We start from the raw sequence: 13,917 nt of genomic DNA on the forward strand, positions 1-13,917 counted from the left end.
TTTTAGTGGCAGTCGTTGTTTTTGCACTTATTAAAAAGATATCGTTTTAGCTTTTAAATTTCTCCCACCACAAATAAGCAAAGATAAGCCCAAAGCCCTTGACTTTGCTCTCGTCAAAGGCAAATTTCATCATGTCTTCTCGTTTTATGAAAACAAGCTCTATATCTTCGCCATCGACGCCACCACCAGAATTTACCTTCATGCTCTCATCGATCTTTGCGTAAAACATCGTTTGTGTGTTGCCTCCAAAGCCAAAAGCACCGTATGTCATCGTGATACGCTCTGTCTCTTTTAGCTCATAGCCCACTTCTTCGATCGCTTCTTCTCTAGCTGTTTGCTCTTCGCTTAGTCCTTTATCCATAAGCCCTGCGCAAAGCTCGTAAGTAAAGCCTTGCTCATTTGTTTTGATGCCTTCTTTCTCTTGTGAGTACCAAACAGCTGGGCGAAACTGCTTGACAAATAAAAAGGCATCTTTTTGCTCGTGATATAAAAAAATACTAACGCTATTCATCACTTTTACGCAGTCCCAATCTCTTTGGACGCCATTTTGCATAAATTTCATCTTAAATGGCTTTAGGTATTTTGACTCGCCAAGAGGCAGAATTTCTAAATTAGTTATAGTAGTATCCATTTCGCAAGTCCTAAAAAGCTAAAAAATCCTATCGCATCAGTAAAAGTAGTAAGAATGACGGCTGAGCCGACTGCAGGATCTATGTTAAAGCGCCTTAGCGTCAAAGGTATGATCGTGCCAAAAAAACCAGCAAAGAATAAATTTGTAACCATACTAAGCCCGATAACAACGCCAAGCATACCTTTGTCAAACCAAACAGAGGCAATTATACCCATTACCACACCAAAGATTAGTCCATTTATGAGTGAAATACTAACCTCGCGTTTTAAGACATTTTTGGCATCTTTAAACTCGATCTCACCAAGTGCCAAACGGCGAACCGTAACGGTAAGCGCTTGTGTGCCGGTATTCCCACCCATTGACGCAACTATTGGCATTAAAACAGCAAGAGCGACGTAGGCTGCTATTGTCTCGTCAAAAAGTCCGATTATAGACGAGCTAAAAAGAGCTGTTAGTAAATTTACACCAAGCCAAACCGCACGACCACGACCAGCCTTAAAAAGCGTATCGTCCTCTTCTGACTCGTCATCAACGCCGGCTAGGTTATAAATTTGCTCAGTTGCACTCTCTTGGATGTAGTCGTGAATATCATCAGATGTGATACGACCAAGCAAAATTCCAGTGCTACTTGTAACTGCAATAACGTTTAGATCGTACTCTTGAAACATATCAGCGACATTTTGCATAAGGTCCATATCATTTGCAACATGTGGCTTGTAGTGATCAATCTGCGCTGACTCAATATTTTGCTTTAGCGTCTTTGTAAAATCAAAAAGTATAAGATCTTCAAGCGGAATAGCATATTGTAAAACTCCATTTTTATCGATGATAAAAAGCTGTGAGATATTTTCTAACTTACCTTCTTGCTTTTCTCGTCTAAGTCTTGCTACTGCATTGCCAAGCTTTTCTTCAAGGTGAGCCGAAAAAAGCTCTGTTTGCATGTGCGCACCGGCTCTATCTTCTTCGTAGCTTCTAAGTCTTAAAATTTCATTTTGGTTTTCTCTATCAAGCTCGTTAAAAAGCTCTCTAGCTTTATCCTCGTCAATGTCCTCGATGTATTGAAGCAAATCAGTCGCATCATCACTCTCTAGTTCTTCAAGTGCTTCTACGATCTTTTCGGCTGGGAGTGTGTCGATCACGTCTTTTAGCATGTGATCAGGTAGCTCAATAGCAACATCACCTAAAATTTCAGGATCTAGCTTCTCAAGATAGTGAGCAAAGAGCTCCTCGTCGTGCTTTTTAAGTGTTTTTAGGTGTTGGGCTAGCTCATAAGGTGAGAGTTCATTATCTTCTAAATTTTCATTTAAATGCTGATCTATTAGCTCTTTTGCTTCTTCTAGTTCTTGGCTCAAGTTTTACCTTTAAAATTCTATTACATTAGGAAAAAATTCCACTTTGTGATACTCTTTTTCATTGCTTAAAGCATTTTTTATTAGCTCATCATTTTTGCTGACAACTGCTTTAAATTTAGCTGATTCTTTCTTGTCTTCTAGGCTTTTAACAACCTTTATTGCACTTTCTGGATTGATAGGCTTATTGTCTCTATAAAGACCAAAATGCAGGTGTGGTCCTGTACTCATACCACTTGTGCCAACGTAGGCTATAAGTGTACCTTGCTTGACTTTTAAACCACCTTTCATGCCTTTAGCAAAGCCATTTAGGTGAGCATAAAGTGTCTCGTAGCCACCAGCGTGAGAGATGATGACAGTTCTTCCATATCCGCTTTTTTGTCCGACAAATTTAACCGTACCATCGCCTGCTGCCTTGATAGGTGTGCCTTTTGGAGCACCGTAGTCAACGCCAAGATGCGCTCTATATCTTTGGAGAATAGGGTGCCATCTTTTTAGAGTAAAAGCTGATGTGATTCTAGCGTTTGCAAGAGGGCGGACTAGTAAAAATTTATCATTTTTCTTGCCGTTTTTATCATAAAATTTATCTTCAAATTTATACATAACATATCGTTTATTTTTTGTTTCTATCATCGCAGCATAAATTTCTGGAGTGCCAAAAGAGCGGCCCATGCGTATTTTTTGATTATAAACGATAGCAATCGTATCGCCTTTATTTATCTTTTTAAAATCAATGCCACTTCCTTTAAAAATTTCTTTAAAGCCAAGAGCTAGTGTGCCAGAGCCAGTGTAGTCAAAAATGTCTTCAGAGACTGATTTGTCCACCTTTAAAGCTAAAAATTTATCCTCGCTTTGATAAGAGATAGGAAGAAATTCGAGCTTAAATTTATCATTGTCATCTCTAAAAATATGCATTTGAAGCTCGTCGCTAACAGGGATTAGCACTTGTTTGGTGTTGCCGTTGTCGTCTTTATAAATTTGATACTTTGTACCAGCGATGATCTCTTCTGTTAGCTCTTGATCTTCGGTTGCTAAGTTATAGTAAAGTGAAAGTGGGATTTTGTTTGTCTCTAAGAAATTTAAGAAGTTACTTCCATTTGGCCAGCTAAGCTCGTCGACACTTGGCTTTATAGCGTATAAATTTATAGATAATATTGCAAAAATTATAAAAATACGAGGCATTAATGTCCTTTTAAAAAGCTGGTGGGATTTTAACTAAAACTTGCTTTAATTTTGCAAAAGATAAAGCATTTTAGGCTATAATCGCTCTAAAAATTTAAACTTAGGAGATATATTTGAAACGTATATTTGTGATTTTATCGCTAGTTTTTGGCTTTGCTTTTGGGGCTGATTTTTCTTTAAATGAGTATAGAACTCCTATAATTAGCGTCGATAGTGATGGCACAGCGACGATAGTTGATAGTCCAGAAATTTTAATCGGCTCAAGTGGTGTCGTGCTTCATAAATTTGATACTGATAGCTCTATCATCGCAAGAGTTAGTGTTATCTCAAAAAATTCTGGCTTTGCTAAGATTAGATTTGAGGTGTTTGATCTGCTTGAGCAAAAGGCGCTCCCACTTCCAGGCATTGCACCTGCAAATGGTGATATGGTCGTGCTAAACTATCTTTATAACCGCTCATTAATCATCGTGCCAAATAAAGAAATTTACGAAGAGATCACATCTGCGTTTCCAAATATGATATTTATCCACCCAGATATTATAGGAGCATATCTAAGCTACGAATACAAGCCAAATCCAAGCAGAGATGACTTTAGAAAAATGTGTGCTCAAAGTGCAGCTGGTCTAATTTTCGTAGCGATGGATGGCAGAAGCGTTTTTGCTGATTGCCAAAGCTTTAAAGTACTAAAAGAATTTAAAAGTGGCGAGGTTGAGTACTATCAGCTGCCATTTTATACAAGAGTTAGCGATATAGACACTGTGTTTTGGAAGCTAAATAGTGAGCACATCAACAACTACGATGCTCACTATGAAAAACTTTTTGAAGAAGACAACTGATAAATGAGCCGTTTGTCCTTAAGTAAGCAAAATTTAAAGGAGTTTTTAAATTTACTCCCAACGCTTAAGGACAAAGAGCTCTTTCACTATGCCTCAAGCCTTAGTTTTCATACGATTTTATCGATCATTCCAATACTTCTTATATCGTTTTCTATCTTTACAAAACTGCCTAGCTTTGAGGAATATTACGCCAAGATTCAAGATTTTATATTTTCAGCTCTTTTGCCAAGCAACCAAGAGATCATCTCAAACTATTTGCAAAATTTCTTACAAAATAGCGGAAATTTAGGCTTGGTGGGCTTTGTGGCCATGATATTTACATCGGCTATGTTTTTTAGTGACTACGAGTATGTAGTTTTAAAAGTGACACGTGCAAATAAGGCTAGAGGATTTTGGTCAGCACTTAGCTCGTATTGGACGCTTATCACGCTTGCGCCACTTGGTCTTGCTGGTAGTTTTTATCTCTCAAGTCTCATTCAAGAGATGCTAAACTCAAACGTGATCACAAGCTCGATAAATTTCTTAAGTATCTTTCCATACCTCATCATCTGGGCGATATTTTGTGTCACATATCTCATCTCAGTAAATGACGAGATAAAATTTAAGAGCGCATTTTTTAGCTCATTTGTCGCCTCGCTTGTTTGGTATATTGGCAAGTCGGCCTTTGTCTATTATGTCCTTTATAATAAAACCTATCTAAGCGTTTATGGCTCGTTTTCAGCCGTACTTTTCTTTTTTGTCTGGATCTATATATCGTGGATCATCTTTTTATATGGGCTAAAGCTTTGTGCTTATCTCTCAAACAGCTCAAAATTTAAAAGATAAATTTAATAGTTAGTACCAGCTGGCAATCTATTTTTATAAAAATTTACCAGCTAGCGTGATTTGTATTATTTTATGTAAAATCTTATGTAAAATCAACGTTTAAACTCGCAAATTTCTATCTTTACGCCAAGCTCTTTACTAAATTCTTTAGCCTTTTTCTCTAGCTCATATTTGTCAAAGCAGATAAGATCTATATAAGATCTCATCTCGCCATTTGCTTCACCTATGATCTCGCAAATTTCACTCTCTTTTAGCGCATCTGAAATTTTGTTTTTGCTATCAACGCCAAATTGTATGTCGCCACTGTGAGATATGGCTAAAAAGCAAAAATTTATGCCAAGTTCAAAAGCTTCGTTATAGGTATCGCTTATACCGTCGTAGTACTCGTTTAGTAGCTCACTAAGAGATGTATATCCTGTAAAAACGTCGTCACGTAGTTTATTTGAACGAGGCTCTAGCTCATAGACCATAAAATTCTTAAGCGGCTCGTTTGAGGCTTCTTTACCAAATTTCTCATCTATAAGATCGGCAAAGTCGATCAGCGGCACGCCTTTTTCTCTTGGCTCGTCTATTATCTCAAACTCTCCAAGCATATTTATCATAATCATCTCGCCAACTACGTTGTCACAAAGTATGAGCGATAATGTATAAGCCTTATTTTCATCTTCGCTTTTAAGCTTGCTTAGAGTCTCGTTATATAGGCACATATCTACACTTTTGTCGTTGAAATTTGCATAGACCATGACCTCATTTGCATCAACGCTTACGCCATACATCTGTATAGTAGCGACGTTTCGTGGTGCACGTGGTTTGCCAAGTGTGCAAGTAAGCTTTGCCTCATACTCTTTTGGCATGCGCGATTTTATAAATTTAAGCCACAAAAGCCTATGTTTAAGTCCTTCTGGAGTGAGTACCAGATCGATCTTTCCATCAATAAGGCCTATCATAAAAGTTGGATCAACTAAACATAAATTTAGCGCTTCTTCGGTCATTTTGCTTGCAGCTTCAAAATTTTTATCTTCTAAATTTTGTTTGATGGCGTCTAAATTTTTGCCAAACTCGCTCCAAAATTTATTAACTCTGCTTGCAAAACTAGAGCTCTTTTTAGAAAACCACATTTTTATCCTTGTTTATTAAAATTTTCAACATTTTTTTGCGTATAAATTTTCATCGATGGAAATTCTAAGGCACTTAGCTTGTCATATCCCTCTTCATTAAAAACACATCCCGTATCGATATTTACGCTATTTGTATAGAGCTTAGCCTCGCGCACTGGCGTGTGACCATAGACATTAAATATGCCTTCAACTTGTATCATATCGCCTCTGCCTGATAGTACATGCCTTCTAAACTCATCTCTTGAACTATCATCATCTCTTAAAGTCCAAAATTTGCCAACGGCCGAGTGCGAAACGACCAAATGCTCGCCATTTTGGTTTTTGTGGTTTTTAAACTCTAAATATACTGGGATACTCTCTAAAAATTCTATGTGTTTTTCTCTGAAATTTATGCTTTGAATTAGATATGATCTGTATGTCTCTTCGCCGCCATTATTGTAAAACCAACTTGTATCAAATGGTATTTTGTTTTTTAAAAAGAAATCTTTGTTGCTTAGCAGCCTTCGCTCATGATTTCCCATTACCATTTTATAATTATTTTGTATGATTAGCTCGACTGTCTCGCAGCTACAAGGCCCTCTATCTATCACATCTCCTACAAAGCAAATTTGTGATTTTTCTTTGTTTGGAAACTGATCAATGAGCTTTAAAAGTGTATTAAAACAGCCGTGCACATCGCCTATAATATAAATTTGCTCGCTCAAATTTTCTCCTTTGTGCCAAATTTTAGTCTATTAAGCTTAAAAATGAAGGTTGTTGTTTGATGATAAATTTAGAAAAGGGTTAAATTTAAAAGGTTAAATTTAGAAATTTAAAGCAGTAGGGAGCCTAAGCTCCCTAAAATCATTGTGCGTAAAATCCGCTGACCTTGCCGGTGAGATCGATCATGATATTTTTCATCTGAGTGTAGTGTTCAAGTATGATCTTGTGTGTCTCGCGGCCGATTCCTGAGTTTTTATATCCGCCAAATGGGCTTCCTGCTGGGATTTGATTATAAGTATTGACCCAGACTCTGCCAGTCTCCATAGACCTTGCAACTCTTAGAGCTTTTGTGATGTCTTGAGTAAAAATTCCGCCACCTAGGCCATACTCGCTATCGTTTACCATTTTGATAAGCTCGGCTTCATCTTTAAATTTGATGACAACGCCAACTGGTCCAAAGATTTCTTCTTGAGCCACTCTCATATCGTTTGTCACATCAACCAACAGTGTTGGCTCGACAAATGCGCCCTTGTCGCAACCATTTGCGGTGTAGGCTTTGCCACCGACTGCTACTTTTGCACCTTCTTTTTTGCCGATCTCGACGTACTCTAAGATCTGCTCGGCTTGTTTTTTATTGATCTGTGAGCCCATTTGAGTGTTAGGATCAAGCGGATCGCCAACTTTTATAGTGCTAAATTTCTTAACAGCAGCCTCGATAAATTTGTCATAAAAGCTCTCTTCTACGAAAATTCTAGACCCTGCGCAGCAAACTTGACCTTGGTTAAATAAAATTCCAAGCTGAAGACCATCAAGTGCCTTGTCTAAATTTGCGTCGCTAAAGAAGATGTTTGCGCTTTTGCCGCCAAGCTCAAGTGTGGCCGGGATGATGCGTCTAGCTGCTGCTATGGCGATATCACGGCCGATCTCTGTTGAGCCGGTAAATGCTAGCTTGTCAAGGCCTGGGTGGTTTTTGATCCACTCGCCGCTCTTGCTACCTTTGCCAGTTACGATGTTTATTAAACCTTTTGGCAAAATTTTATCTATCAGCCTAAATAGTTCAAGCACGCTTAGACTTGTCTCGCTTGAAGGTTTAAATACGCTCGCATCGCCTGCTGCGATCACTGGAGCTAGCTTCCAAGCTGCCATTAAAAATGGAAAATTCCAAGGTACGATCTGACCTACGACGCCTAGTGGCTCGCGTAAAACGATAGAGAGTTGCTTCTCATCAAGTACGTTTGCACTGCCTTCTTCACCCATGATAACGCCAGCAAAGTACCTAAAATGCTCGGCTGCAAAAGGGATATCGACATTTAGCGTCTCACGGATCGGCTTGCCGTTGTCCATGCTCTCAACTTTTGCGAGGTGCTCTTTGTGCTCATCAATGATATCAGCGATCTTGTTTAGCAGTTTTGCTCGCTCGCTAATTGTAGTGTGTTTAAATTTCTTAAAAGCCTCACGTGCAGCACGAACTGCGTCATTTACATCTTCTTCAGTCGCATCTGCGATCTTTGCAAGGTGATCGCCGTTTGCTGGATTTTTAGCATCAAGGGTAGTGCCGTCTTTTGCGTCACGCCACTCACCATTTATGAAAAGCCCATATTTTTCTAGTAACTTCATACTTTTCTCCTCGATTAAGATTTTGTAAAAGGATTATAATATTAATAAAATTTATCAAAAATAAATTTTTGCTATAAATTATCTTTTTTAATAAAATTTATTATCTAATATGAGAAATTTTGGGTTTAGTCTTTCCAAGAAAGTGAAAAAGTAGTTTCTTTGCCAAGTTCGCTTTGGCATTTTACATCTATGCCATTTTTTATGCAGCAGCTTTTTACTAGACTTAGTCCTATGCCAAAGCCACCCTGATCGTCGTTAAATCTCGTGTAGCGATCAAAAATTTGTAGTTGTTGCTCTTTGCTGATACCAATGCCAAGGTTGCTTATGCTAAAGAAATTTGGCTCTAAAACGATGCGTACTTCTGAATTTTGCGCTGCGTATTTTGCGGCATTGCTTAGGAGATTATCTAAAATTTTGCTCACATCCCCAAGATCTGCATTTATAAAGCTTGGCTTTAGGCTAGTATCTATCTCAAGTCCGCGTTTGGCAAAAAATGGCGAGAAATAGTTCAGTCTTTGTGTGGTTAGCAAATTTAGATCTATGAGCTCTTTTTTGCTAGGCTTATCTAGGTTAAAGCTTAGATGAACGAGCGCGTCATAAATGTTATTTAGGCTCTTTGCGGCAAGGCTGATATTGTTAAAACGCTTTAAATTTCGCTCATTTAGGTTGTCAAGATCGGCTGTTTCTATACTCATCGAGATGACGCTTAGAGGCGTGTTTATCTCGTGTGTTGAGTCTTTTATAAAGCGGTTTAGCGTATCTATCTTTTCATAAAGCGGTCTTAGGCTTAGTTTTGCTAGGTAAAAGGCGACAAAGAGTAGGGCAAAAAAGAAAAAGAGCGCCTTTAGCGTGGTTGAAATTTGTAAAGATAAAATTTCAGCCTTGATATCTTTACCAACTAGAAAAATATCTGCGTATGAGAGCTCGTCTGTAGTGTTGTCGTCCATGTACTGGATCTTTTCAAATATCGCGACCTTGCCGCCGATCAAATTTACATTTTTGCTTTTGTCGATCTTTTGGCAGTCAAAGTCTTTATAAATTTTCTCGCCATTTTTTAACACGATGCAAGCATGCACGCCTTTTTCTTTTGTTAGACTTGAAATTGAATCAAGTCCATTCATTCTAGCTTTCATGTAAATGCCCATTTTTATCTCTTTTAAAGACTTTACCTCGTTTAAAATGAGCGTTTCTTTTTTGTTTTTATAATCATGTATGAAAAAATATCCTAAAAATAGCACAGTGCTAACAAGATAAAGGGATAAAATTTTAAATAAAATTTGCGTCTTTTCAGACATAGACATAGCCGTCCCCACGCCTATTTAAAATGGCATCTTTGCCTAAAATTTGACGTAAATTTTTGATATAGACACGAAGGCTAAGCTCGCTTGGCTCCTCGTCAAATTTCCAAATTTTATTAAAAATTTCATCTTTGGTTAAAATTTTGCCTTTGTTTTGCAAAAATAGGGCGAGTAGGTCGCTCTCTTTACTAGAGATATTTACGTTTTTACCATCTTTGCTTAGTGTTTTGCTTTGTGGATGAAAGCTAAATTCGCTTGAAATTTTGATCGCATCGCCACTGTGATGTGAGAAATTTCTCTTTAGAAGCGCTTGTATACGTATGAGTAACTCTTTTAGTTCAAATGGCTTTTTTAGATAGTCGTCGCAGCCACTTTTGTAGCCTTTTTCAAGATCGTCTATGGTATTTAGCGAGGTGGTAAAGATGCTAGGTGCGCTAACACCTAGCTCTCTTAAGGAAGAAAGAAGTGAAAAGCCATCTCCTTGTGGGAGTTTGACGTCAAGTATAAGCAGGTCGAAATTTTGCTCGTAGGCGAGATCAAGCGCTTCTTTGGCATTATCTGAAGTAGTGACCTCATAGCCATTTTCGCTTAGATACTCACTGATGAGATCAAGTAAAATTTCATCATCTTCAACGAGCAAAATTCTAACCATCAAGCACCTTTACATACCTTTTTTCATTTCGTCTTTTTTCATACCCATGTCGTCTTTTTTCATTTCGTCTTTCATGCCCATGTCATCTTTTTTCATTTCATCTTTTTTTATCATGGGTTTTTTGCCCATGTCATCTTTCATCATCTGCTCTTTCTTCATCATCTCGTCTTTACCCATGTCATCTTTTTTCATCATTTCAGTAGCATTTGCAAGACCACCAAGCATAAACATAGCACCAAGTGCAACTAGTAGTAATTTCTTCATAACGTCTCCTTTAAATGAAATATGATGAAATACTATCTCATTAGTGTGAAGTGAGCGTGAATTTATGCAAATACAAAATAGATAACTGGAAGCGTGATAAATGAAAACAGCACGCCTATGGCCACTGATGAGATGGCTAGCGAGCTATCAAGGCCAGCTTTTATGACCATCGCACTTGCAAGAGCTGATGTTGGCATCGCACATTGAAAGAGACCAACGACCCAAGTTTTGCTCATCTGGATACCTGAAAATTTTAATATGATGAAAAATACGATAGCTGGCAAGATCATCTTACACAAAAGCACGACACTAACGCCTTTATATGAGCTTGTGATGCTGCTAAAGTTAAGACCAACACCGATCGCAAAAAGTGCCACTGGAGTGACGCTGCCTTCAAACATCCTAAGTGGCGCAAAGATAAAATCTGGAAGTGGGACTTCTTTTAAGATAAGAGCCATAATAAGCGCGATAAATGGTGGAAATTTTAAAATTTTCATCGTATTTTGAAATAGCGAAACCTTTTCTGGTGCAGCAAAAGAGAGGATAAGTGGCCCAAGGATCGAAAGTGGGATACCAGTGGCTATTTGATCGTAAAAGATGACTTCATTTACCATCGCATCGCCAAAGAAGCCTTGAATGACAGGCATACCGACAAATAGGGTATTACCAAAAAGGCTTAACATGACCATACTAACAGTTGTTACTTTAGTAAATTTAAAAATCTTACCAAGCACCAATGCCATGACAGCGCTGATAGCTGTTGAACCAAAGCCAATTAAAATTGTATTTATAAGCGAAACATCGACGTTTACGTGATAAATTTTGTCAAAGATTAGCGCAGGCATTGCAAAACAAAGGACAAAATCCACAAATGGGATCGAGTGCTTTTGTTCAACAATGCCGACTTTTTTAGCAAAGAAACCAGTTGCGATTATGAAAAAAATTGCAAAAAGTGGAGTGAAGTTCATAGCATTCTCTTTTAAATCTAAATTTTTACGGAAAATTGATTATAGGACCCATAAGATTAAATTACAATAAACCTTTTTTAAAATTTGCTCTCAAAATTTATACCTTAATATCAACCTTTTTATAAAATTTATCTCTCTCATCTATCTTTTCTTTACTCTTTAAATCGTTTTCAAGATAGCTGATATTATAAATTTCTCTTGTAGATATGCTTTTGCCATTATTTAGACTGATTAAAAATTTACTCTCAAATTTATTAGATAGATTGGCAATAGCGATCGCTCCGGCATCTTTTAGACTTACGATTTTATCACCTTGCATGAAGCCAATATCTTTAAAATCCAAGCTATTTAGCTGCACATTATTCATCTCTTTTGCCTCTAAATTTATACTAGTTTTTAGCTCGCTTGATGTGTTTAGCTTGCCAGTATCGTTATAAAGCTCTTTTACGTCTATCTCTCTGCCACTGTCAAATTTTAGCCTTATGGTGCCGTCTTTGTTTAGCTTCATAGCTATGACGCTATCGCTATCTTGCAAAGATGCGGCAGCTGTGGCTTCATTTGTTATAAAAGCCTTTTTTACCTTTTTTAAATTTGAGATACTAAACTCAAGTCCAGTTGCTTGCTTAAATTCATTTTCCATTGCGATCATTTTGGCTGATTTCGTCTTCTCAAGCTTTGATATATAAGCGTCTGCATTTTCTTCAAATTTCTTTAAATTATTGCCAAGATTTTCTATCATTTTATTATATGCGTCAAACTCAGCGTTATAATCTTTGTAAAATTTCATAAAACTATCTTTTTGAAATTTTGTATATGAGAAATTTTCATCTTTTTTGTAATCTTTACTTGGCTCAATGATCGGATTAAACTCGCTTAATCTTGCGGTATCATCAAAGCCCACTTTAAGATAGGCAAAATTTTTAAAAGAGCTATCTTTGCCAAAGATATTATTGTGTCTTAGGTCGACCCAGTCATCTTTTTGGGCATATTTTTTAAAGAAATTATTTATATCATTTTTCTCTATCTTTTCATATCTGTTTTCTGCAGCGAACAAAGTATTTGGATCTGAGGCGTAGTAAGAGTGCCTATAATCAATATCTTTTGTATCCACGTAAAGATCGGGATTATTTGTGATCGTTGCTTTACGATTTAGCTCTTCTCTTTTTATTTGGTTGTGATTTATGACATTTGTGCTGATAAACTGCCTAAGATCAACCCTTGGCATTACATCGCTTAAATTTGCTATTTTTTCATTTCCGTCTTTGTCATAACCTCTTACTTTTAGCTTATCAAAGAGTATATCTTTTTGATCTAGCACGCCGTCATTGTTGCTATCAAAGCTAAAAAGATAGCTATTATTTTCTAATTTTGTAGTGCCAAGCTTATCGTTATCGCCGTAAATATCTAAAAATACTTCTGCTTCTCCATATTTTGTTTTTAGAGTGTTTGAATAAGCGTAATCGTTTAAATTTTTAAATTTTGTATTTTCTAAGTATCCACTTTTTAGTGTAGATAGCATGCTGCTACTATCTGAAGCTTTTATATTTTTAAAGTAGGCATTTTCATTAAAATGATAGCCTTTAGAAAGCTCATCGGAGTAAATTTTATTGTTGCTGTAGATGAGATTTTTTGAGTAGTTATTTAAAATTTCTTCTACTTTTTGTAGGATTTTGTATCTGTTTTGCTCTTTGATCTCGAAATCAGTGATGTTTATAACTTTGCTTGCTTTGATACTTTCTTTTAAATTTGAAATTTGTTCGTTATTTATCTCTAAACCTTGTTTATCCTTAAAGGTATGGAGCATATCTGTAGGATTTTCTAAATCTTTTAAATTTATAAAGTTATATTTTAAAGGTGTAATATTCATCTAAAATCCTTTTTAAAGATGTTGCAGATAATATCGGATAAATTTAGAAAGTATTTAGACGTATAATGGTGCCCGAGGTCGGACTCGAACCGACACAAGGTTGCCCTTACCAGATTTTGAGTCTGGCGCGTCTACCAGTTTCACCACTCGGGCTAAGTTAAGATTGAAATTTTAGATTTGTGAGAAGAAAGAAAAAAGGGGAGACTTGCTCCCCTAAAAAGAAATTATTTCTTTTTACCTTTTTTAGCAGCACCAGCAGCAACTGCTTCTTTAAGTTTTTTGCCAACTTTGAATTTAACTGCTTTGCTAGCAGGAACGTCGATAACTTTTTTAGTTCCAGGAACTCTAGCTTTTCTTGCAGCTCTGTCAGCAGTACCGAAAGTACCAAAGCCTATAAAGCTAATTGTATCGCCTTTTTCAAGAACTGCTTGGATTGTCTCCAAAGTAGCATCAACAACTTTTAGAGTATCTTTTTTTGAAAGACCAGCCTTATCGGCAACAGCTTGAATAAATTCAGCTTTTTTCATGAACCATCCTTTTAAGAAGTTATGTGGCTATATTACACTCTTTTAAAAAAAAATACAATACTTTTTCCCTAAATTTAGCTC

General features: G+C 36.9%; 14 protein-coding genes and 1 tRNA gene. 2 read left to right on the forward strand and 13 right to left on the reverse strand.

All coding sequences use genetic code 11. The features are described from left to right. Window positions 1-46: 46 nt before the first annotated feature. From F3G69_RS05915 to F3G69_RS05925, 3 genes are read right to left on the reverse strand one after another with little or no spacing between them, the layout of a single operon-like run. Window positions 47-631: an NUDIX domain-containing protein gene (locus F3G69_RS05915; protein ID WP_149714673.1), complete on the reverse strand. Its 585-nt coding sequence runs from the start codon at window positions 629-631 to the stop codon at window positions 47-49. After that, complete coding sequence (gene mgtE / locus F3G69_RS05920; protein ID WP_149714674.1) at window positions 616-1,983, reverse strand: magnesium transporter; 1,368 nt, start codon at window positions 1,981-1,983, stop codon at window positions 616-618. The genes F3G69_RS05915 and mgtE overlap by 16 nt, the downstream gene beginning before the upstream one ends. A 9-nt stretch (window positions 1,984-1,992) precedes the next feature. Beyond that, window positions 1,993-3,162: a peptidoglycan DD-metalloendopeptidase family protein gene (locus tag F3G69_RS05925; protein WP_103600124.1), complete on the reverse strand. Its 1,170-nt coding sequence runs from the start codon at window positions 3,160-3,162 to the stop codon at window positions 1,993-1,995. Window positions 3,163-3,275: 113 nt separating this feature from the next. Here F3G69_RS05925 and F3G69_RS05930 point away from each other — a divergent pair, with 113 nt between their 5' ends. Then, window positions 3,276-3,998, forward strand: coding sequence for a plasminogen-binding N-terminal domain-containing protein (locus tag F3G69_RS05930; protein WP_021090557.1), 723 nt, complete (start codon window positions 3,276-3,278; stop codon window positions 3,996-3,998). Between the two features lie 3 nt (window positions 3,999-4,001). Continuing rightward, window positions 4,002-4,823, forward strand: a complete 822-nt coding sequence (locus tag F3G69_RS05935; RefSeq protein ID WP_149714675.1) for a YihY family inner membrane protein — start codon at window positions 4,002-4,004, stop codon at window positions 4,821-4,823. Between the two features lie 92 nt (window positions 4,824-4,915). On the opposite strand, the gene F3G69_RS05940 is transcribed toward F3G69_RS05935, so the two are convergent. The 10 genes from F3G69_RS05940 to F3G69_RS05985 form a co-directional block, all read right to left on the reverse strand. Beyond that, window positions 4,916-5,941 carry a hypothetical protein gene (locus tag F3G69_RS05940; protein ID WP_149714676.1) on the reverse strand — a complete coding sequence of 342 codons (1,026 nt, stop codon included), beginning with the start codon at window positions 5,939-5,941 and terminating at the stop codon, window positions 4,916-4,918. A 2-nt stretch (window positions 5,942-5,943) separates the two neighbouring features. Next, window positions 5,944-6,645 carry a metallophosphoesterase gene (locus F3G69_RS05945; RefSeq protein ID WP_149714677.1) on the reverse strand — a complete coding sequence of 234 codons (702 nt, stop codon included), beginning with the start codon at window positions 6,643-6,645 and terminating at the stop codon, window positions 5,944-5,946. Between the two features lie 139 nt (window positions 6,646-6,784). Further along, window positions 6,785-8,260, reverse strand: coding sequence for an aldehyde dehydrogenase family protein (locus tag F3G69_RS05950; protein WP_149714678.1), 1,476 nt, complete (start codon window positions 8,258-8,260; stop codon window positions 6,785-6,787). Between the two features lie 125 nt (window positions 8,261-8,385). Further along, complete coding sequence (locus F3G69_RS05955; RefSeq protein WP_149714679.1) at window positions 8,386-9,555, reverse strand: sensor histidine kinase; 1,170 nt, start codon at window positions 9,553-9,555, stop codon at window positions 8,386-8,388. Next, window positions 9,548-10,210, reverse strand: coding sequence for a response regulator transcription factor (locus tag F3G69_RS05960; RefSeq protein ID WP_087585790.1), 663 nt, complete (start codon window positions 10,208-10,210; stop codon window positions 9,548-9,550). Before F3G69_RS05960 ends, F3G69_RS05955 begins: the two co-directional genes overlap by 8 nt. 9 nt (window positions 10,211-10,219) lie before the next feature. Then, a complete protein-coding gene (locus tag F3G69_RS05965) occupies window positions 10,220-10,474 on the reverse strand; it encodes a pyruvate kinase (protein WP_054196512.1) in 255 nt (84 codons plus the stop codon). Window positions 10,475-10,536: 62 nt separating this feature from the next. Then, window positions 10,537-11,442 (reverse strand): AEC family transporter, encoded by a 906-nt coding sequence (locus F3G69_RS05970; RefSeq protein ID WP_149714680.1) that lies wholly within the window; start codon window positions 11,440-11,442, stop codon window positions 10,537-10,539. A 97-nt stretch (window positions 11,443-11,539) separates the two neighbouring features. Continuing rightward, a complete protein-coding gene (locus F3G69_RS05975) occupies window positions 11,540-13,309 on the reverse strand; it encodes a response regulator (RefSeq protein WP_149714681.1) in 1,770 nt (589 codons plus the stop codon). A gap of 66 nt (window positions 13,310-13,375) precedes the next feature. Next, window positions 13,376-13,462: transfer RNA gene (locus F3G69_RS05980), tRNA-Leu, on the reverse strand. A gap of 71 nt (window positions 13,463-13,533) precedes the next feature. Beyond that, complete coding sequence (locus tag F3G69_RS05985; protein ID WP_012001719.1) at window positions 13,534-13,836, reverse strand: HU family DNA-binding protein; 303 nt, start codon at window positions 13,834-13,836, stop codon at window positions 13,534-13,536. Window positions 13,837-13,917: the final 81 nt, after the last annotated feature.

Origin of the sequence: Campylobacter concisus (assembly GCF_902460625.1) — a bacterium.
Taxonomy (GTDB): domain Bacteria; phylum Campylobacterota; class Campylobacteria; order Campylobacterales; family Campylobacteraceae; genus Campylobacter_A; species Campylobacter_A concisus_AD.

Bases quoted from the DNA above. Each gene is read 5' to 3' on its own strand.
- F3G69_RS05915 (WP_149714673.1), bottom strand. From the start codon at position 631: ATGGATACTACTATAACTAATTTAGAAATTCTGCCTCTTGGCGAGTCA.
- F3G69_RS05925 (WP_103600124.1), bottom strand. From the start codon at position 3,162: ATGCCTCGTATTTTTATAATTTTTGCAATATTATCTATAAATTTATAC.
- F3G69_RS05935 (WP_149714675.1), top strand. From the start codon at position 4,002: ATGAGCCGTTTGTCCTTAAGTAAGCAAAATTTAAAGGAGTTTTTAAAT.
- F3G69_RS05940 (WP_149714676.1), bottom strand. From the start codon at position 5,941: ATGTGGTTTTCTAAAAAGAGCTCTAGTTTTGCAAGCAGAGTTAATAAA.
- F3G69_RS05950 (WP_149714678.1), bottom strand. From the start codon at position 8,260: ATGAAGTTACTAGAAAAATATGGGCTTTTCATAAATGGTGAGTGGCGT.
- F3G69_RS05955 (WP_149714679.1), bottom strand. From the start codon at position 9,555: ATGTCTGAAAAGACGCAAATTTTATTTAAAATTTTATCCCTTTATCTT.
- F3G69_RS05960 (WP_087585790.1), bottom strand. From the start codon at position 10,210: ATGGTTAGAATTTTGCTCGTTGAAGATGATGAAATTTTACTTGATCTC.
- F3G69_RS05965 (WP_054196512.1), bottom strand. From the start codon at position 10,474: ATGAAGAAATTACTACTAGTTGCACTTGGTGCTATGTTTATGCTTGGT.
- F3G69_RS05970 (WP_149714680.1), bottom strand. From the start codon at position 11,442: ATGAACTTCACTCCACTTTTTGCAATTTTTTTCATAATCGCAACTGGT.
- F3G69_RS05975 (WP_149714681.1), bottom strand. From the start codon at position 13,309: ATGAATATTACACCTTTAAAATATAACTTTATAAATTTAAAAGATTTA.
- F3G69_RS05985 (WP_012001719.1), bottom strand. From the start codon at position 13,836: ATGAAAAAAGCTGAATTTATTCAAGCTGTTGCCGATAAGGCTGGTCTT.